Annotated in this window: 17 protein-coding genes, 2 tRNA genes and 1 other RNA gene; 9 read left to right on the plus strand and 11 right to left on the minus strand. The window is 74.3% G+C overall.

Annotated features, from left to right (window positions below):
- Window positions 1-24: 24 nt before the first annotated feature.
- The 6 genes from E9549_RS14020 to E9549_RS14045 all read right to left on the minus strand — a co-directional run bounded on the left by E9549_RS14020 (window position 25) and on the right by E9549_RS14045 (window position 6,423).
- Window positions 25-1,011 carry a UDP-glucuronic acid decarboxylase family protein gene (locus E9549_RS14020; protein ID WP_236827160.1) on the minus strand — a complete coding sequence of 329 codons (987 nt, stop codon included), beginning with the start codon at window positions 1,009-1,011 and terminating at the stop codon, window positions 25-27.
- A 231-nt stretch (window positions 1,012-1,242) separates the two neighbouring features.
- Window positions 1,243-2,565, minus strand: coding sequence for an ABC transporter substrate-binding protein (locus E9549_RS14025; RefSeq protein ID WP_236827161.1), 1,323 nt, complete (start codon window positions 2,563-2,565; stop codon window positions 1,243-1,245).
- A 125-nt stretch (window positions 2,566-2,690) separates the two neighbouring features.
- Window positions 2,691-3,875 carry a branched-chain amino acid ABC transporter permease gene (locus E9549_RS14030; RefSeq protein ID WP_236827162.1) on the minus strand — a complete coding sequence of 395 codons (1,185 nt, stop codon included), beginning with the start codon at window positions 3,873-3,875 and terminating at the stop codon, window positions 2,691-2,693.
- Between the two features lie 2 nt (window positions 3,876-3,877).
- A complete protein-coding gene (locus E9549_RS14035) occupies window positions 3,878-4,762 on the minus strand; it encodes a branched-chain amino acid ABC transporter permease (RefSeq protein WP_236827163.1) in 885 nt (294 codons plus the stop codon).
- Between the two features lie 34 nt (window positions 4,763-4,796).
- Complete coding sequence (locus E9549_RS14040) at window positions 4,797-5,561, minus strand: ABC transporter ATP-binding protein (RefSeq protein WP_236827164.1); 765 nt, start codon at window positions 5,559-5,561, stop codon at window positions 4,797-4,799.
- Window positions 5,554-6,423 (minus strand): ABC transporter ATP-binding protein, encoded by an 870-nt coding sequence (locus E9549_RS14045; RefSeq protein ID WP_236827165.1) that lies wholly within the window; start codon window positions 6,421-6,423, stop codon window positions 5,554-5,556. The genes E9549_RS14040 and E9549_RS14045 overlap by 8 nt, the downstream gene beginning before the upstream one ends.
- Before the next feature lie 344 nt (window positions 6,424-6,767).
- On the opposite strand from E9549_RS14045, the gene E9549_RS14050 reads away from it, so the two are divergent.
- Window positions 6,768-7,988, plus strand: a complete 1,221-nt coding sequence (locus E9549_RS14050; RefSeq protein WP_236827166.1) for a CdaR family transcriptional regulator — start codon at window positions 6,768-6,770, stop codon at window positions 7,986-7,988.
- Between the two features lie 75 nt (window positions 7,989-8,063).
- Here E9549_RS14050 and E9549_RS14055 read toward each other — a convergent pair whose 3' ends face one another.
- Together E9549_RS14055 and E9549_RS14060 are read right to left on the minus strand one after the other, a co-directional pair.
- On the minus strand, window positions 8,064-8,360 hold the full coding sequence (locus E9549_RS14055) for a DUF2630 family protein (RefSeq protein WP_236827167.1): 297 nt from the start codon (window positions 8,358-8,360) through the stop codon (window positions 8,064-8,066).
- A complete protein-coding gene (locus E9549_RS14060) occupies window positions 8,357-9,316 on the minus strand; it encodes a prephenate dehydrogenase/arogenate dehydrogenase family protein (RefSeq protein WP_236827168.1) in 960 nt (319 codons plus the stop codon). Before E9549_RS14060 ends, E9549_RS14055 begins: the two co-directional genes overlap by 4 nt.
- 49 nt (window positions 9,317-9,365) lie before the next feature.
- Between E9549_RS14060 and E9549_RS14065 the strand changes: the two genes are divergently transcribed.
- The 5 genes from E9549_RS14065 (at window position 9,366) to E9549_RS14085 (ending at window position 11,817) form a co-directional block, all read left to right on the plus strand.
- The gene (locus tag E9549_RS14065) at window positions 9,366-10,028 is read left to right on the plus strand and encodes an O-methyltransferase (RefSeq protein WP_236827169.1); all 663 of its coding nucleotides are present in this window, start codon (window positions 9,366-9,368) and stop codon (window positions 10,026-10,028) included.
- Window positions 10,025-10,528 carry a tRNA adenosine deaminase-associated protein gene (locus E9549_RS14070; RefSeq protein WP_236827170.1) on the plus strand — a complete coding sequence of 168 codons (504 nt, stop codon included), beginning with the start codon at window positions 10,025-10,027 and terminating at the stop codon, window positions 10,526-10,528. The genes E9549_RS14065 and E9549_RS14070 overlap by 4 nt, the downstream gene beginning before the upstream one ends.
- On the plus strand, window positions 10,525-11,172 hold the full coding sequence (locus tag E9549_RS14075; protein ID WP_236827171.1) for an HAD-IA family hydrolase: 648 nt from the start codon (window positions 10,525-10,527) through the stop codon (window positions 11,170-11,172). The genes E9549_RS14070 and E9549_RS14075 overlap by 4 nt, the downstream gene beginning before the upstream one ends.
- Window positions 11,173-11,278: 106 nt before the next feature.
- Window positions 11,279-11,719: a nucleoside deaminase gene (locus tag E9549_RS14080; RefSeq protein WP_255715693.1), complete on the plus strand. Its 441-nt coding sequence runs from the start codon at window positions 11,279-11,281 to the stop codon at window positions 11,717-11,719.
- 10 nt (window positions 11,720-11,729) lie between these two features.
- Window positions 11,730-11,817 (plus strand) — tRNA-Ser (locus E9549_RS14085).
- 62 nt (window positions 11,818-11,879) lie between these two features.
- On the opposite strand, the gene E9549_RS14090 is transcribed toward E9549_RS14085, so the two are convergent.
- Together E9549_RS14090 and E9549_RS14095 are read right to left on the minus strand one after the other, a co-directional pair.
- Entirely contained in the window at window positions 11,880-13,574 is a 1,695-nt protein-coding gene (locus E9549_RS14090; RefSeq protein ID WP_236827173.1) for a serine/threonine-protein kinase, read from the minus strand.
- 18 nt (window positions 13,575-13,592) lie between these two features.
- Entirely contained in the window at window positions 13,593-13,940 is a 348-nt protein-coding gene (locus E9549_RS14095) for a hypothetical protein (protein WP_236827174.1), read from the minus strand.
- A 160-nt stretch (window positions 13,941-14,100) separates the two neighbouring features.
- Between E9549_RS14095 and E9549_RS14100 the strand changes: the two genes are divergently transcribed.
- A tRNA-Ser gene (locus tag E9549_RS14100) sits at window positions 14,101-14,185 on the plus strand.
- A 54-nt stretch (window positions 14,186-14,239) separates the two neighbouring features.
- On the opposite strand, the gene E9549_RS14105 is transcribed toward E9549_RS14100, so the two are convergent.
- On the minus strand, window positions 14,240-15,163 hold the full coding sequence (locus tag E9549_RS14105) for a DMT family transporter (protein WP_236827175.1): 924 nt from the start codon (window positions 15,161-15,163) through the stop codon (window positions 14,240-14,242).
- Window positions 15,164-15,341: 178 nt separating this feature from the next.
- Here E9549_RS14105 and ffs point away from each other — a divergent pair.
- An RNA gene (gene ffs, locus E9549_RS14110) (signal recognition particle sRNA small type) lies at window positions 15,342-15,437 on the plus strand.
- Between the two features lie 92 nt (window positions 15,438-15,529).
- A partial coding sequence (locus E9549_RS14115) for a DNA polymerase III subunit gamma and tau (protein ID WP_236827176.1) occupies window positions 15,530-16,753 on the plus strand: 1,224 nt, incomplete at its 3' end.

Genomic DNA, 16,753 nt, shown 5'->3' on the forward strand with positions numbered 1-16,753 from the left:
GGTCGCACGATTCGTGACGGACGGTCAGGCGGTGGTGGTCACGGCCGTCCGCTGGGAGGCGAACCACGCGACGGTGCGGCGCAGCCCCTCCTCGGAGGTCACCTGCGGGCGCCAGCCCAGCAGCCGCTCGGCGCGGGTGGTGTCGGGGCGGCGCACCTTGGGGTCGTCGACGGGCAGGGGGATGTGCTCGATGGGGGAGTCCGACCCGGTGAGCTCCACGATCCAGCGCGCCAGCGCCAGCATCGACAGCTCGTCGGGGTTGCCGATGTTGACCGGGCCCGGGTGGTCGGAGAAGGCCAGCGCCAGGATGCCCGCGACGGTGTCGTCGACGTAGCAGATCGAGCGGGTCTGGGAGCCCGTCCCGGCGACGGTCAGCGGCCGGCCGTCCAGCGCCTGGTTGACGAACGCGGGGATCGCGCGGCCGTCGTCGGCACGCATCCGGGGCCCGTAGGTGTTGAAGATCCGGACGATGCCGGTGTCGGTGCCCTTCGACGTCCGGTAGGCGGTGGTCATCGCCTCGCTGAACCGCTTGGCCTCGTCGTAGACGCCGCGCGGGCCGACCGGGTTGACGTTGCCCCAGTACTCCTCGGTCTGCGGGTGCTGGAGCGGGTCGCCGTAGACCTCGGAGGTGGAGGCCAGCACGTACCGGGCGCCCTTGTCGTGGGCCAGGCCCAGCGTGTGCAGGGTGCCCAGGCTGCCGACCTTGAGCGTCTCGATCGGCATCTTCAGGTAGTCGATCGGGCTGGCCGGCGAGGCGAAGTGCAGCACCAGGTCCACCGGTCCGGGGACGTGCACGTAGTCGGTGACGTCGCAGCGGACCAGCCGGAAGCCCGGGTGCTCCATCAGGTGCGAGACGTTCTCGGGGGCACCGGTGAGGAAGTTGTCCAGGCAGACGACCTCGACACCGCGTTCCAGCAGCTGCTCGCAGAGGTGGGAGCCGAGGAAGCCCGCCCCTCCGGTGACCACCGCCCGCCGGATGGTGCGTTCCTGGCCTACCGGTCCGTCGACCATGCCCGTTGCCCTCCTGCGCGCCGCCTGGTGCGCACTCCTGCGGACGCACCTGGCGGGCGTCCTACCCGTAGATCAACTCCGCACACACTTCGAGAGCGAAGTGTCGTCCCCGCCCCGGCGGGGGGCCCACCTCTCGAACGAGGACGGGCCGCCGGCCTCCCGGAGGAGGCCGGCGGCCCGCCGGATCAGGTGCTGCGACGGCCACCCGTCAGGGCGAAGGGTGGCCCCTCCTCAGTTGACGGCTTCCTCGTCGGGGATGGCGTTCGCCGGCGGGGTGGCCGGCTCGCCGTCGAACTCCTCGATCGGCGCGTCACCGATGTCGGTCACCCGGACGGGCTGGACCTCCTCGGAGCCGTTGCCCACGATGCGCTCGATGGTCATGCCGCTCGTGCCCATGTGGCTGTCCTCGGAGTAGCGGAAGGGCGCGAAGACCGGGCCCTCCCACTCGCTGCCGACCTGCTCGATGGCCTCGACCAGGCCCTCGCGGGTCGGGTTCTGGCCGGCCGCCTGCAGCGCCTGCGTCACGGTGTAGGCCTGCGCCATGCCGTAGACGCGGTAGTTGGTCAGCTCACCCTCGCCGCCGCACTCGTCCCAGATCCGCTGGAACTCCTGGATCCACGGGTTGTCGGTCATGTCCACCGTCGGCAGGTAGCCGGTGGTGAGCGCGCCGTCGAGCAGCGCGGCGTCGGACACCTGGCCCTCGCTGAAGCGGTTGAGCAGGCCGCCGACCAGCGTCGGGTCCGAACCCACGTTGGAGTAGAACCACTGCGGGTCGTAGCCGAGCTGCAGCGCGGTCAGCTGCGACAGCGCCGTGTAGCTGGGCACGTTGAAGCCGACGACGAAGTCGGCCCCGGCCGCCTGCAGCGCCGCGATCTGCGGGCCGACGTTGGTGTTGCCCGGGGTGTACCGCTCGGCCGCGACGATCTGGTCGTCGATGTACTGGCGGATGCCGGCCTCGCCGTCCTCGCCGAAGTCGTCGTCCTGGAGGAAGAGGCCGACCTGCGCGTCCGGGAAGTTCTCGGCGATGTACTCGCCGATGATCTTGCCCTCGCTCATGTAGTCGGTCTGCCAGCCGAACGACATCGGGTACTCCTCGGGGTTGTCACCCCAGAGGAGCGAGCCGGAGGAGACGAACAGGTCGGGGACGCCCTCGTCGTTGAGGAAGTCGACCACCGCGCTGTGCGTGGGCGTGCCCAGGCCGCTCACCATCGCGAAGATCTCGTCCTCCAGGACGAGCTCGTTGGTGACCTGGCTGGTCTGGGTGGGGTTGTAGGCGTCGTCGCGGAAGATCCACTCGATCTCCCGGTCGTAGACGCCGCCTTCCTGGTTCAGGCAGGTGAAGTAGGCGTCGAGGCCCGTCGGGATCTCGCTGTAGCCGGGGGCGGCCACACCGGTCAGCGGGTAGTGGCCGCCGAGCTTGATCGAGGTCTCGGTGACGCCGATGTCGGAGGCCTCGTTCTCGCCCCCGCCCCCGCCGGAGGCGCCGCCGCTGTCGTCGCTGCCGCCGCACGCGGCGACGGTGGACAGGACGGTCGCCGCGGCGATCGTGGTCATGAGACGTCGGGAGGATCTGGACAACAGTGCTCCTCTGGTGCGGCCCGGGCATCGGTGCCCGGGAGTCGGGGTGGGGTGGAGGTGCGGGTGCAGGTGTCGCGTGCGGCGGATGGAGGGGGTCGCCCTCACCCCCTGCTGCTCGCGCCGTCGGCGCCGGCCTGGGCCATGGCCCGCTTGGCCTTGCGGGTCATCCAGCGGAGGCGGATGGTGCCCACGAAGCCCGCCGGGACGAAGATCATCACCACGATCAGCACGACGCCGTAGACGAACGGCGCCAGCTGGGCGGCCTCGGTCTGGCTGAGCCCGAAGTCGCCGCCGAGGTTGGTGACGAACGGCGGCAGGAACACCAGCAGTGCCGAGCCGAGCAGGGCGCCCAGCAGGCTGCCCAGGCCGCCGATGACGATCGCGGTGAGCAGCGAGAGCGACAGCACGATGGTGAAGCCGCTGGGTGCCGCGAGACGGACGACGATGGCCAGCACGCCGCCGGCGAGGCCGGCCGCGGCCGCGCTGACGACGAACGCCAGCACCCGCCACGCGCCGAGGTTGATGCCGGCCAGCTCGGCGGCCACCTCCTGGTCGCGGACCGCCCGCCACGTGCGCCCGATGCGGCTGCGCACCAGGTTGGCCAGGAAGAAGTAGGTGATGAGCAGGCAGATCGCGCCGACGTAGGCCAGCCACTTCGTGCTCGACGCGGAGTTGCCCGAGACGGCGTCGATGAAGCTGCCGAACCACTCCGGCGCCTGCGGGGCGCGCACCCGCATGCCCTGCTCGCCGCCGAAGGTGTCGTGGAAGTAGATCGCCAGGCCGGGGAGGCCGACGGCCAGCGCCAGCGTCGCGCCGGCGAGGTAGGGGCCGTGCAGCCGGGCCGCGGCCACGCCGACCAGCGCGCCGATCGCGGTGGCGACCACGATCGCCGCCAGCAGGATGACCGGCAGGGGGAGCGGCTCCTCGGCGTCGAGGAACAGCGCCGTCGTGTAGGCACCGGCCGCCATGAGCGCGCCGTGCCCCAGCGAGATCTGGCCGTTCATGCCGGTGAGCACGGTCAGGCCACCGGCGGCGATGGCGTAGTAGGTCAGCGTCGCCAGCTGCGAGTTCTGGAACGGGCTGGTGATCTCCAGGACCACCACCGCCAGCACGGCGCAGGCGGCCAGCACCAGCAGGTGGCGCAGCAGCGTGGACCGCGGCAGGAACGAACGGCCGCTCTTGGCCTGCGCCGAGGGGGCGTCGCCGCCGGCGGTCGCCTTGACCGGCGCGTCGCTGCTCGCCTTGCCGGCCGTACCGGTGGAAGCGGGGCTCTGCAGGTCGCTCATCGTCATGCCCTCCGAGCCGTCGCGCTGCTGAACAGGCCACCCGGTCGCACCAGCAGGACGACGATCAGGATGACCAGGGCGGAGATGTTGACCAGCGCGCTGCCGCGCGGGGCGTAGCCGCTCACGTAGCTGAGCGCCAGGCCGAGGATCAGCCCGCCGACGATCGCGCCGACCGGCGAGTCCAGGCCGCCGATGATCGCGGCGACGAAGCCGAACACGATCAGCGCGTCCATGTAGGCCGGCCACACGAACGACCCGCCGGCGATCAGCAGCCCGGAGAGCGAGCCGACGACGGCGGCCAGACCCCAGCCGAGGGTGAGCATGCCGCCCACCTTCACGCCGAGGAGCCGGGCGACCTCCTGGCTGAACGCCGAGGCGCGCATGGCCAGGCCGACCCGGGTGAAGCGGAAGAGCGCCACCAGCAGGCCCATGACCAGCAGCACCGAGCCGATGATGTAGAGGCTCGTCGGGGTCAGCGGGATGGTCGTGTCGCCGACCTCGAGGCCGCGCACGCCGAACGGCGTCGGGAAGGACTGGAACGACGAGCCGAAGATGATCGCGATCGACGCCTGGATGGCGACGAAGAGCCCGAGGGTCACGATGACGGCGTTGAGCTCGGGGCCGCCCTCGACCGGGCGGATGATCACCCGCTCGACGATCGCGCCCAGGATGAACCCGGAGGCGAGGGCGACGACCAGGGCGACCCAGTAGGACTGGCCGGCCTGGATCAGGGCGAGGGCGATGAACGTCGTGGCCGCGGCCATCGAGCCCTGCGCGAAGTTGACGATGCGGGTCGACCGCCAGATGAGCACCAGGGCCAGGGCGAAGGCCGAGTAGATCATGCCCTGGGTCAACCCGGTGAGGGTCACGTTGACGAAGTAGTCCACGGAGGAGGATGCCTTCCTGGCTGTGCGGGGAGGGTCAGAAACCGAGGTAGGCGTGCCGGAGGTCCTCGTCGGCCATCAGCGTGCTGGCGGAGTCGGTGACGACCACCTTGCCGAGGTTGAGGACGACGCCGACGTCGGCGACCGACAGGGCGCTGCGGGCGTTCTGCTCGACGAGCAGCACCGACAGGCCCTCGGAGTCGACCAGCTGGCGGAGCAGCCCGAAGATCTGGGCGACGATCCGCGGGGCCAGGCCCAGCGAGGGCTCGTCGAGCAGCAGGATGCGCGGCTTGGCCAGGAGTGCGCGGCCGATGACCAGCATCTGCCGCTCACCGCCCGAGAGCGTGTGCGCCGCGTTGTTCCGCCGCTCGGCGATGCGCGGGAACAGGTCGTAGACGCGGTCGAACTCGCTGCGGTCGACCTTGCCGCGGAACAGCGACCCGACGCGCAGGTTCTCGTCGACGGTCAGCTCGGCGATGACGCCGCGGCCCTCGGGCACGTGCGCCATGCCCTTGGCCACCATCGACTCGACGGGGGCCTTGGTGATGTCCTCGCCGTCGAGCACGACCCGGCCCGACACCGGCCGGACGAGGCCGCTGATCGTGCGCAGCAGGGTGGTCTTGCCGGCCCCGTTGGCGCCGAGGACGGCGGTGATCCGGCCGGTCTCGGCCGCCAGGGAGACGCCGTCGAGGGCGCGGACCGGCCCGTATGCGGAGGTGAGCCCCTCCACCTCGAGCAGGCGGGTGGCGGTGCCGGTGCCACCGGTTGCCGACAGCGCGGTGCTGCCGTGGGCGTCAGGCATGGGGGCGTCCTCCGTCGGCGTGGGTGAGCTCGGCGGCGTCGGCCTCGGCGTCGACCGCGTCGCCGAGGTAGGCCTCGGTGACGGCGGGGTCGGCCTGCACCTCGGCCGGGGTGCCGGCGGCGATCTGCTTGCCGGAGTCGAGCACGGTGATCCGGTCGCAGACCCGCATGACGAGGTCCATGTGGTGCTCGACGAGGAGCACGCTCATCCGGCCGACCACCGAGCGGATCAGCTCGCCGAGCTCGTGCATCTCGTCCTCGGACAGACCGCTGGCGGGCTCGTCGAGGAGCAGCAGCTCGGGCTCGGCGACCAGGGCGCGGGCCAGCGCCACCCGCTTCTGCACCGGGTAGGGCAGCGAGCCGGGGTACCGGCCGGCGTAGTGCCCGGCGTTGAGCTCGGTCAGCGCGCGCATGGCCCGCTCGCGCAGCAGCCGCTCGTCCTTGTCCGACGTCGGCAGGGCCAGCAGGGCCGAGCCGAAGCCGGCGTGGGCGTGGCGGTGCGCCCCGACCATGACGTTCTCGAGCACGGTCATGCCGGGGAAGAGACCGACGCCCTGGAGGGTGCGGGCGATGCCCAGCGAGGTGAGCTTGCTCGGCTTGAGCCGCCGCATCTCCTCACCGCGCCAGACGATGCGCCCCGAGGTGGGGCGCACCAGGCCGCAGGCGACGTTGAACAAGGTGGTCTTGCCGGCCCCGTTGGGGCCGATGAGGCCGTGCACCTGGCCCGGTTCGACGGTCACGGAGACGTCGGTGAGGGCCAGCACGCCGCCGAAGGCGACGTTGATCCCGGTCATCTCGAGCCGGGCGGTGGGCGTCGTTTCCGGTGTTCGCTGGCTGCCGGTCGGCTGCGCCAAGGGGCCCACTGCTCCTCTGCATCGGTGCGGCACCAACCCGGGGGACGGGTGGTGACGGTCAGGTCGCGAGTACGTCCGGCTGAGACTGCCCGACCGTGTCACCGGTCACAATGGGCGCACCGCACAGGGATGACAAGAGCGTGTTGTGCTGTGCGTCGACCTGTTGCCAGGTCGATATGCAGGCCGCATCCCGGGCCCGGGCGGGCTCCCCGGAGGGCGCGTGCCCGGCCTCGATTGGGTCACGACTGCGCCCCGCCGCGCGTGCCCCCGCGCACCCGACCGCACAATGGGCGCAGAGCACAGTCCCGTGCTCGTCGTGTTGTGCTGTCAGCGGTGTGCCAGGAGGTCGACGAGTGCAGCCCTTCCGCCCGGAGGTGGCGACGAGGCTCGCGGAGCTCGCCCCCCGCCTGCTGGCGCAGCTGGACGCGATGACCGACCGCATGGTGGACGTGCTCGTCCGCACCGAACCCGCCTACCGCGAGCTGGTGGAGGGGTCCGAGCAGGACCTGCGGCATTCCACCCGGTCCAACCTCGAGGCCGGGCTGCGCTCGCTGGTGGCCGCCGCCGCGAGCGGTGGCACCCCGCCCGTGGCCTCGGCCCGCGCGGTGGGCGCGCGGCGGGCGGCGCAGGGCCTGCCCCTCGAGGCGGTGCTGCGCGCCTACCGGCTCGGCGGGCAGGTGACGTGGGAGACGCTGCTCGCGGTGTCCCGCGACGGGTCCGCGCACCACGACACCCTGCTGCTCGAGGTCGCCGGCTCCATCTGGCGGACCAACGACGCCGAGTGCGCCGCCCTGGCCGAGGGCTACCGGCTGGAGCAGCGGCGCCTCGAGGGGGTCGACGAGCAGGCACGTCAGCAGGCCCTGGACGGGCTGCTGGACGGCCGGGGCGGCGACCCGGCGTTCGTGCGGGGCGCCGCCGAGGTGCTGGGGCTCCCGCTGGACGGCCGGCTGATGGCGGTCGTCGGGTTGCCCGGGTCCGACGGCGCCCCGGCGCTGCGCTCTCCCGGGGAGTCGCTGCTGAAGCGGGGGGTGCGCTCGGTGTGGGGCGTGCGCGGCGACGCGCAGGTGGGGCTCGTCGGCCTGGGAGCCACCCGCCCCGGTGACCTGCTGGCGCTGCTGCGCGGCTCGGCGCACGGCCCGGTCGGGGTGTCCGACGTCGTGGACGGCGCCCCGGCCGTGGGCACCGCCTACCGGCTGGCCGAGACCGCGGTGCGCACGCTGCCGGCGGGGGAGAGCCGGGTGGCCAGCATCGACGACCGGCTCCCCGAGGCGCTGCTGAGCAACTCGCCCGAGATCAGCTCCCGGCTGGTGGGGCAGTCGCTGGGCGGGTTGCTCGAGCTGCCCGAGGAGGAGCGCTCGGTCCTGCTGGACACGCTGGCGGCCTTCCTCGCCACCGACGGGTCGCCGACGCGGGCCGCTGACGCCCTGTACTGCCACCGCAACACCGTGATGCACCGGCTGCGGCGCATCGAGTCGGTGACGGGCCGCAAGGTGACCGACCCGCGGTCCCGGCTGCTCTGGCAGCTGGCGCTGCTGGGCACCGAGCACGGCCAGCCCACCCGCCGCTCCGCCTGACGCGACCGTCGTGGGCGGCCCTTCTGCAGGGGCCCGCCGCGAGCGCGCGAGCGGAGGGGCAGGAGGGTCCTTCTACTACTGGAGGTAGTTCTCGACCTGCTGCTCCGGGCGCACCTCGGCCTCGTCGGGGTCCTCGTCGTACTGGCGCTTGGCCCGGCGCTGCCGCAGCAGGTCCCAGCACTGGTCGAGATCGGCCTCGAGCCTGCTCATGCGGGCCCGCGTCTCGTCGGTGTGCTCGCTGCTCTCGCGCAGCGCGTGCTCCTCGTCCACCAGGGAGTGGATGCGCTGCAAGATGTCCTGCTCGTCCATGCCCGGGTGCGTGCCCGGGGAAGCCGCGGCGAAACCGCGTCCGCCCTGCCCGGTGGTGGTCACCCCTCCCCGGGGACCCAGCCCTCCACGAAGGCGGCCAGCCGGCGGTGCACCGCCCCGCCCGCGCGGCCGAGGGCCAGCAGCGCGGCCCGGTCCAGCGGCACGCGGACGGTGCGCCGGCCGGCCGGCCGGGTGGCGACGGCGTGACCGGCGGCGACCAGTTCGGGCCAGGGCCGGGCCAGCTGCGCGCGGACCCGGTCCAGGGCGGCCGCCGTGGGGCCGGCGTTGCCCTCCACCATCGCGGTGACGAAGGCGGGGTCGCTGCCGATGACGCGGGTGCCGTCGCGGAAGCTCCCGGCAGCCAGGGCCAGGGCGAGCGGTCCGGCCTGCGCCGCGGCACCGGCGAGCGCGGCGGCGAGCAGGTGCGGGACGTGGCTGATCGCGGCGACGGCGTCGTCGTGCTCGGCGGCGGTGACCGGCACGACCTCCGCACCGACGGCGAGCGCCACCTCGGCGACCCGCAGCCACCGCGGCAGCTCGGTCCCCGGCTCCAGGCACAGCGCCCAGCGGGCCCCGGCGAACAGCCCCGGGTCGGTGGCGCCGTGCCCCGACCGCTCGGTGCCGCACATCGGGTGCCCGCCCACGAAGCGCCCGCCCAGGGCGGGGCCGAGCGCGTCGAGCACCGGCACCTTGACCGAGCCCAGGTCGGTCACCGTCGCGTCGGGGGCGACCACCAGCCCGTCGAGCGCGGTCGCCATCGCCGGCAGCGGCACGGCCAGCACGACGACGCCGGAGAGCTCGCGGCTGATCCGCACCCCCCGCGCGGCCGCGGCGTCGCGGGCGGCGGGGTCGACGTCCCAGCCGGACACGGGACGCCCGGCGGCAGCGAGCGCTGCGGCGAGCGAACCGCCGAGCTGCCCGAGCCCGACGACGCCGACCGGGGGCGCGGGCATGGTCGGGACCGGGAACGACGGCGCCCCGCCGACGGGGGCGCCCCCGGGTCCAGCGCTATCGGCCATGATCAGAGGCTATGACGCCGACCTGCCCGCCCCGGCCTCCCCACGCGCCATGACGCCCCGGTCGTTCCTGCTCACCCCTGAGCTCGCCGACTACGTCCGCGCCTCCTCCGACCCCGTGGACGAGGTGATGGCCGACCTGATCCGGGAGACCGCGGCGATGGCGGAGCGGGGCGAGGCCTCGCCCACCCTGCAGATCGCCCCGGAGCAGGGCGTGCTCATGCGGCTGCTCACCGCGGCGCTCGGCGTCCGGACGGCGATCGAGATCGGCACCTTCACCGGCTTCTCCGCGCTCTGCATCGCCCGCGCGCTGCCGGCCGACGGCAGGCTGGTGTGCCTGGACAACGACGAGCGGTGGACGGCGGTGGCGCGGCGCTACTGGGCGCGCGCCGGGGTGGCCGACCGGATCGAGCTGCGGCTCGGTGACGCGCTGCCCACGCTCCGCTCGCTGCCGGTCGAGGAGACGTTCGACCTGGCGTTCGTCGACGCCGACAAGACCGGTTACGCCGCCTACGTCGAGGAGCTGCACCCGCGGCTGCGGCGCAACGGCGTGGTGCTGCTGGACAACACGCTGTGGTCGGGGCGGGTGCTGGACCCGGCCGACGAGTCCGACCGCGCGCTGGTGGAGCTCAACGCCGCGCTGGCCGCGGACCCGCGGTGGGAGACGGCGCTGCTGCCGCTCGCCGACGGCCTGACCCTGCTGCGCAAGCGATGAGCGCGGGCACGGGGGAGGGGCCGGCCAGCTACGCGGTGCGGGTCAGCCGGGCCGGCTCCCGCTGGCAGGTGGAGCTGCTGGCGGCCGACGCCGGTGACGAGCTGCCGGTGCTGGAGCGCGCGCTCGGCGACCCGGGCCGCGAGGGCTGGCCGCCGCCGTTCGTCGTCGTCGTCGACTCGCGGCTGTACTTCGTCGTGCTGCGGCACGGTCCCGGGGGCATGGTGCGCGCGCTGATCTCCGACGCCACGATGCTGGAGTGGGTGCTCGCCGCCGAGGTGGTCGAGCGCTACGGCATCGGCGTCGACACCGAGGGCGCCTTCGACGACGACGAGACCGGCTGGCCCGGCGGCGACCTGGACCTGTTCGCCGACGACGGGCTGCCCGCCGAGGAGCTGCGACCGATCGTGACCGCCGACGACCTGTGGGCCGACGAGATGGTGGGCCGGATCGCGACCCGCCTGGGCTTCGCCGAGGAGCTGGCCGCGGCGGTGCGCTCGTGAGCGTCTCCGCGGTGGTGTTCGACCTGGGCGGGGTGCTCACCGAGAGCCCCATGACCGCCTTCGCCGCCTACGAGCGGGAGGCCGGCCTGCCCGAGGGGCTGATCCGGCAGCTGAACTCGACCGACCCGGACACGAACGCCTGGGCGCGGTACGAGCGCAACGAGCTCGACGTCGCCGGGTTCTCCGCCGCCTTCGAGGCCGAGGCCGCGGCGCGGGGCCACCGGATCGAGGCCGCGCGGGTGCTGGCCGCGCTGCAGGGCGAGCTGCGCCCGGCGATGGTCGCCGCGGTGCGGCGGCTGCGCGAGGCCGGGCTGCCGCTGGCGCTGCTGTCGAACAACGTGGCACCGATGGAGCGCGGCGGCCGGCTGGGTGACGTGCTCGACCTCTTCGACGCCGTCGTCGAGTCGTCCGTCGAGGGCGTGCGCAAACCGGAGCCGGAGATCTACCGGCGGGCACTGGACCGGCTGTCCGAGGCCGTCGGTCGCCGCATCGAGGCTGCCGACTGCGCCTACCTGGACGACCTGGGGATCAACCTCAAGCCCGCCCGTGCGCTGGGCTTCGCCACGGTCAAGGTGGTGGACCCCGCGGTCGCGCTGGCCGAGCTCTCCGAGCTGGTCGGCTTCCGGCTGGACGGCGCCGCGTGACTGCGGTCCGGAGGTCGCTCCCGCCGTGCTCTGCCTCTGGGTGCGGTGGCACTCAGAGGCGGAGCTCCCGGGGTGGCACCCGGTGAGCCCCGACCTCGAGTCGGCGATGGGGCGGGCGCTCGAGCTCGCGGCGGCCGCCGAGCAGTGGCGCGACACGCCGATCGGCGCCGTCGTCCTGGGGCCGGACGGCGCGGTCCTGGCCGAGGCGGCCAACGAGCGCGAGAAGCGCGGTGACCCCACCGCGCACGCCGAGGTGCTCGCGCTGCGGGCGGCGGCGCAGGTGCACGGCGACGGCTGGCGGCTGGGCGGCTGCACCCTGGTGGTCACCCTGGAGCCGTGCACGATGTGCGCCGGAGCCAGCGTGCTGTCGCGGGTGGCGCACGTCGTCTACGGCGCCGACGACCCGAAGGCGGGCGCGGCCGGCTCGCTGTGGGACGTGGTCCGGGACCGCCGGCTCAACCACCGGCCCGAGGTCACCGGTGGCGTGCGGGCCGAGGAGTGCGGCGCGCTGCTACGCGCCTTCTTCCGCCGTCAGCGGGGCCTGTAGTCTCTTCGGCGGTGGCGTGTCCGAGCGGCCGAAGGAGCACGCCTCGAAAGCGTGTGAGGTGCAAGCCTCCGTGGGTTCAAATCCCACCGCCACCGCCAGCAGGAGCAGCCCCCGTCCTCCCGTTCCGGGAGGGCGGGGGCTGCGTCGTACGCGGGGCCCGTCAGGCGGGGAAGTCGCTGTCCAGGATCAGCTGACCATCGCGGACCAGGAACGTGAAGCGGTGCGGCCCGGTCTCGCGGCGACCGTCGGCGTAGCGCAGCTCCATGGTGGCCGTCGCGGTGGTCTCGCCGTCCGCCGCTCGGATGTCGCGGATGCGCACGTCCTCGAACTGCTCCCAGTACCGGATGTAGTCGGCGCGGCTGATGTTCGCACGCAGCGTGGGGCCGGTGCGCTCCCACGCCCGTGCCGGGTCCTCGATCACCTGCTCGTGGTAGTCCTCGACGAAGTCGCGGATGCCGTCCTCCGTGAGCGGGTCCGCGTCGTCCCCGTCCCCGTTCCCGCCGTCGCCGTTGCCGTTCCCGTTCCCGCGGTTGCCGTTCCCCTCGTTGCCGTTCCCCTCGTCCTCGTCGCCGTCCCCTTCCCCCTCGTCCGCCGGCGGCGGGACGACCGGTGGAGCGGGCTCCTCCGGCTGGGTCGCCGTGGGCTCCTGGCCGGCGGTGGGGGCCTCGGACGTCGCCGTCGTGGGGGACGCGGCCGTGGCGTCCGGGTCGCCGCCGGACGTCCCCAGCCAGATCCCGAGCGCGCCCAGCAGCGCGACGATGCCGACGCCCGCCGCCACCCACGGGCCCCGGCGGCGTCCGCGGCGGTCGGCGGGTGCCGTTGCCGCTGCCGTTGCCGCTGCCGCTGCCGCGGGCGGGGCGGGCGTGCGGGCGACCCGCGGGACCGGCACCGGCGTCCCGGCGGAGGCCGGCGGAGGGGAAGAGGCGCCGGCGGCGAACACCGCCGTCCCGGAGGGGCCCGCCGGGCGCAGGTCGGTGCGGGCCACGAGCACCGTCGTCGGGTCGCCGTCCCGGCCCGCGGCGAGCCGGGCGAGCTCGTCGCGCACCTCGGTCATCGGGGGGCGCGCGCCGGGGTCGTCGTCGAGCATCCGGAGCAGGGGGTCGGTGAGCGCCCCCGCGCGCTGCGGGGGAGTGATCCGTCCGGCCGCCACCCGGTGCAGCATGCTCAGCGGGTTGTCCTGCATGCCGAACGGCGGCAGGCCCTCGAGGCAGGTGTAGAGGGTGGCCCCGAGGGAGAAGACGTCGCTGGCCTCGGTCATCGCCTGCCCCTGGGCGACCTCCGGGGCGAGGAACGCCGGGGTGCCGGTGATCTGACCGGTCCGGGTGAGGGTGACGTCGCCGCTGGCGTGCGAGATGCCGAAGTCGGTGATCTTGACCAGGCCGGCGGCGCGGCCGCCCTCCCCGATGAGGACGTTGGCCGGTTTGACGTCGCGGTGGACGATCCCGGCCGCGTGGGTGGCCGCCAGGGCGTCGGCGACCTGCGCGCCGATCTGCGCGACCAGGCCCGCGGGCAGCAGCCCCTCGGTGGCGAGGACCTCTGCGAGGCTGCGGGAGGGCAGGTACTCCATGACCAGCCAGGGCACGCCGTCCTCGAGCGCCACGTCGTAGACCGAGATCGCGTGCGGGTGGGTCAGCCGCGCGGCGATGCGGCCCTCGCGCAGCGCCCGCTGCCGCTGCTCGTCGAGCTGCTCCTCGCCGGCTCCCAGCGGCAGCAGGACCTGCTTGACGGCGACCTGCCGGCCCAGGCGCTCGTCGCGCGCCAGCCAGACGGTGCCCATGCCGCCGCCGCCGATCTGCTGCTCCAGGCGGTAGCGCCCGGCGACGAGGCGGCCTGGCCCGGTGCCGGGAGGGGTCATCGAGGGCGGCGCACCGGGTCAGACGGTGGAGGGCACGCCGTACCGGCGGGCGTACTCCTGCTGCGCGCCCGCGGGCAGGACGTCGTAGAGCTCGCCGAGCTCGTCGTGCACGCCGGCGTCGAGGTCGTCGAAGATCCGCTGCCAGGTGGGGGGCTCGTCGTAGCTGCGGGTGAGCAGCAGCTCCCACGCCTGGGCCTGGCGGTCGCGCTTGCTGCGCTCGGCGGCGAACTCCGACAGGTAGCGGTCCTTCGCCGCCGTCTTCTCCGCCGCCGTGGCCCCGGCCGGCAGCGCCGCGGCGTCGCCGCCCTTGAGCACACCGACGATCGCATCGACGACGTCCGGCCGGACCTCGCTGTGCTCACCCATGTCCTGCGCCTCCTCTGTGCGGCCCGCAGGTGCAGGCCTTCCCCGCAGTCCGTCCGGTCAACCGCTCTGCCGTGAGGATGCCGCACGGCGCCGCCGGTGGCCTCCCCGCGGTGTCCCGGCGAGCCGCGCGACGACGCCCGGTACCATTCACCCCGTACCTGGAGGATTCGCCTAGTGGCCTATGGCGCTCGCTTGGAAAGCGGGTTGGGGGCAACCCCTCGGGAGTTCGAATCTCCCATCCTCCGCAGGTCGACGGGCCCCCGGCAGCACGCCGGGGGCCCGTCGCGTCGGGGCGTACCTCAGGCACCCGCTGCCGGCACGGGTTGCCGCAGCCGGCGCAGGTACAGCCCGGCGACGGCGGCGAGCACGAGCAGCCCGCCGAGCAGCGCCAGGGGGGCCAGGCGTTCGCCCAGCAGGGCGGTGGCCAGCGCCGTGGCGGTCAGCGGTTCCAGCAGCGTGACGATCGAGGCCACCGGGCCCGGCACGCTGCGCAGCCCCGTGAAGAACAAGGCGTAGGCCAGCGCGCTCGGGACGACGCCGAGGTACAGCAGCACGCCCAGCGCGACCGGGTCGGTCGTGAGGCGCAGCCCGGTGGCCAGCGCGACGGGGGTGAGCAGCAGCGCGCCGCCGGCGAAGCCGACGAGGGTCACCGGCACCCCGGCCGGCACCCCGCCGCCGGCCAGCGTGACGACGGCGTAGCCGAGCGCCGAGCCGACGGCGAGGAGGGCGCCGAGCAGCACCGCCGTCCCGGTGCCCGCCCCGGCCGACACGCCGACGAGCAGGACCAGTCCCACGAGGGCGACGACCAGGGCGACGACCGTGGGCGCGTCCGGGCGCCCGTGCCCGAGCAGCGTGGCCCCGACGGCGATCAGCAGCGGCGCCAGCCCCAGCGCCACCAGGGTGGCGATGCTCACCCCCGCCGTGGCGACCGCGGCGAAGTAGGCCAGCTGGTAGCAGGCGAGCCCGGCGCCGACGAGGGCCAGGCGGACGGTGGTGCCGCGGCCGAGCGGCGGCAGCGGGCCGGACCGGCGCCGGGCCAGCACCCAGGGGACGAGCAGGGCGACCGCGCCGATGGCCATGCGGTGCCACGCGATGTCGAGGGGGCCGAGGTCGCTGTGGCGGGCGACGATCGAGCCGCTGAAGCCGGAGGTCCCCCAGAAGAGGGCGGCGAGGACGACGAAGGAGAAGCCGCGGGTGGGCGCGGCGGCGCTCGGGGTGGTCATGGTGCTCCAGGGACGGTGGCCGGGACGGGGCTCGTCGGCCGGAGCGCGGGGCGGATCAGCCCGCCGGGCCCCGGCTCAGGAGCGCGGCGGGGGGAGGACCAGGGAGCACCGGGGCGTCATGCGCGGCAGCGTAGCGGGGCGCGCGCCCGCGGCCCGGGGGGTTTCCTCTACAGTGGGTGCCGACCCCTCGTGTGGCGTCATCCTGTGAACCTCCCCAGGGCCGGAAGGCAGCAAGGATAAGCGGGCTCTGGCGGGTGCGCGGGGGGTCCTTTCCTTTCTCCGGGCGGGGTCGCGGGACCCCGCGTCGGCGCACACGCTGGGGTGTGGGGCGGCCGTGGCGTCGGCCCCGGCACGTAACCTCGCCCCGTGGCACTGGCGCTCTACCGGAAGTACCGCCCGGCGACCTTCGCCGAGGTGGTCGGGCAGGAGCACGTCACCGCTCCGCTGGTCAACGCGGTCGACGGCGGCCGGATCAACCACGCCTACCTGTTCAGCGGCCCGCGCGGCTGCGGCAAGACCTCCTCGGCGCGCATCCTGGCCCGCTCGCTCAACTGCGAGCAGGGCCCGACGTCCACGCCGTGCGGGGTCTGCGCCTCCTGCGTCGCCCTGGCGCCGGACGGGCCGGGCTCGCTCGACGTCATCGAGATCGACGCGGCCAGCCACGGTGGTGTGGACGACGCCCGCGACCTGCGCGAGCGGGCGTTCTTCGCGCCGGTGAGCAGCCGCTACAAGGTCTACATCGTCGACGAGGCGCACATGGTGACCACGCAGGGCTTCAACGCCCTGCTCAAGGTGGTCGAGGAGCCGCCGGAGTTCCTGGTCTTCGTGTTCGCGACGACGGAGCCGGAGAAGGTGCTGCCGACCATCCGGTCGCGCACCCACCACTACCCGTTCCGCCTCGTGCCGCCCACGACGCTGCGCACCCTGCTGGAGCGGACCTGCGAGGCCGAGGGCGTGCAGGTGGAGCCGACGGTGTTCCCGCTGGTGGTCCGCGCCGGCGGCGGCTCGGTGCGCGACTCGCTGTCGATCCTCGACCAGCTGCTGGCCGGTGCCGGGCCCGAGGGCGTCACCTACAGGAGCGCCGTCGGCCTGCTCGGCGTCACCGACGACGCCCTGCTCGACGAGACCATCGACGCGCTGGCCGCCCGCGACGCGCCGGGCGTCTTCCGGGCGGTGGACCGGGTGGTCGAGGCCGGGCACGACCCCCGCCGCTTCGCCACCGACCTGCTCGACCGGCTGCGCGACCTGATCGTGCTCGACGCCGTCCCCGACGCCGGCGGCAACGGCCTGCTCGACTGCCCGCCCGACCGGCTGGACCTGATGAACCAGCAGGCGCAGGCGCTCGGCTCGGCCACCCTGTCGCGGATGGCCGACACCGTGCACGAGGGGCTCACCGAGATGCGCGGGACGACGGCGCCGCGGCTGCTGCTCGAGCTGGTCTGCGCCCGCATGCTGCTCCCGGCCACCGACGGGTCGGCCGCCGCCACGCTGCAGCGCCTGGAGCGGCTCGAGCGCCGGATGTCGATCGCCGGCGAGCACGCGGGCCGGCCGCAGGAGGAGATCGGCCACCGCGAGAGCGCCCCGGCCGGC

The sequence above is a fragment of the Blastococcus sp. MG754426 genome (assembly GCF_021699055.1).
Taxonomy (GTDB): Bacteria; Actinomycetota; Actinomycetes; order Mycobacteriales; family Geodermatophilaceae; genus Blastococcus.

Coding starts and splice junctions, on each gene's coding strand:
- E9549_RS14065 (WP_236827169.1), top strand. CDS start 9,366: ATGACGCCCCGGTCGTTCCTGCTCACCCCTGAGCTCGCCGACTACGTC.
- E9549_RS14060 (WP_236827168.1), bottom strand. CDS start 9,316: ATGGCCGATAGCGCTGGACCCGGGGGCGCCCCCGTCGGCGGGGCGCCG.
- E9549_RS14030 (WP_236827162.1), bottom strand. CDS start 3,875: ATGAGCGACCTGCAGAGCCCCGCTTCCACCGGTACGGCCGGCAAGGCG.
- E9549_RS14070 (WP_236827170.1), top strand. CDS start 10,025: ATGAGCGCGGGCACGGGGGAGGGGCCGGCCAGCTACGCGGTGCGGGTC.
- E9549_RS14025 (WP_236827161.1), bottom strand. CDS start 2,565: ATGACCACGATCGCCGCGGCGACCGTCCTGTCCACCGTCGCCGCGTGC.
- E9549_RS14020 (WP_236827160.1), bottom strand. CDS start 1,011: ATGGTCGACGGACCGGTAGGCCAGGAACGCACCATCCGGCGGGCGGTG.
- E9549_RS14080 (WP_255715693.1), top strand. CDS start 11,279: ATGGGGCGGGCGCTCGAGCTCGCGGCGGCCGCCGAGCAGTGGCGCGAC.
- E9549_RS14095 (WP_236827174.1), bottom strand. CDS start 13,940: ATGGGTGAGCACAGCGAGGTCCGGCCGGACGTCGTCGATGCGATCGTC.
- E9549_RS14040 (WP_236827164.1), bottom strand. CDS start 5,561: ATGCCTGACGCCCACGGCAGCACCGCGCTGTCGGCAACCGGTGGCACC.
- E9549_RS14090 (WP_236827173.1), bottom strand. CDS start 13,574: ATGACCCCTCCCGGCACCGGGCCAGGCCGCCTCGTCGCCGGGCGCTAC.
- E9549_RS14105 (WP_236827175.1), bottom strand. CDS start 15,163: ATGACCACCCCGAGCGCCGCCGCGCCCACCCGCGGCTTCTCCTTCGTC.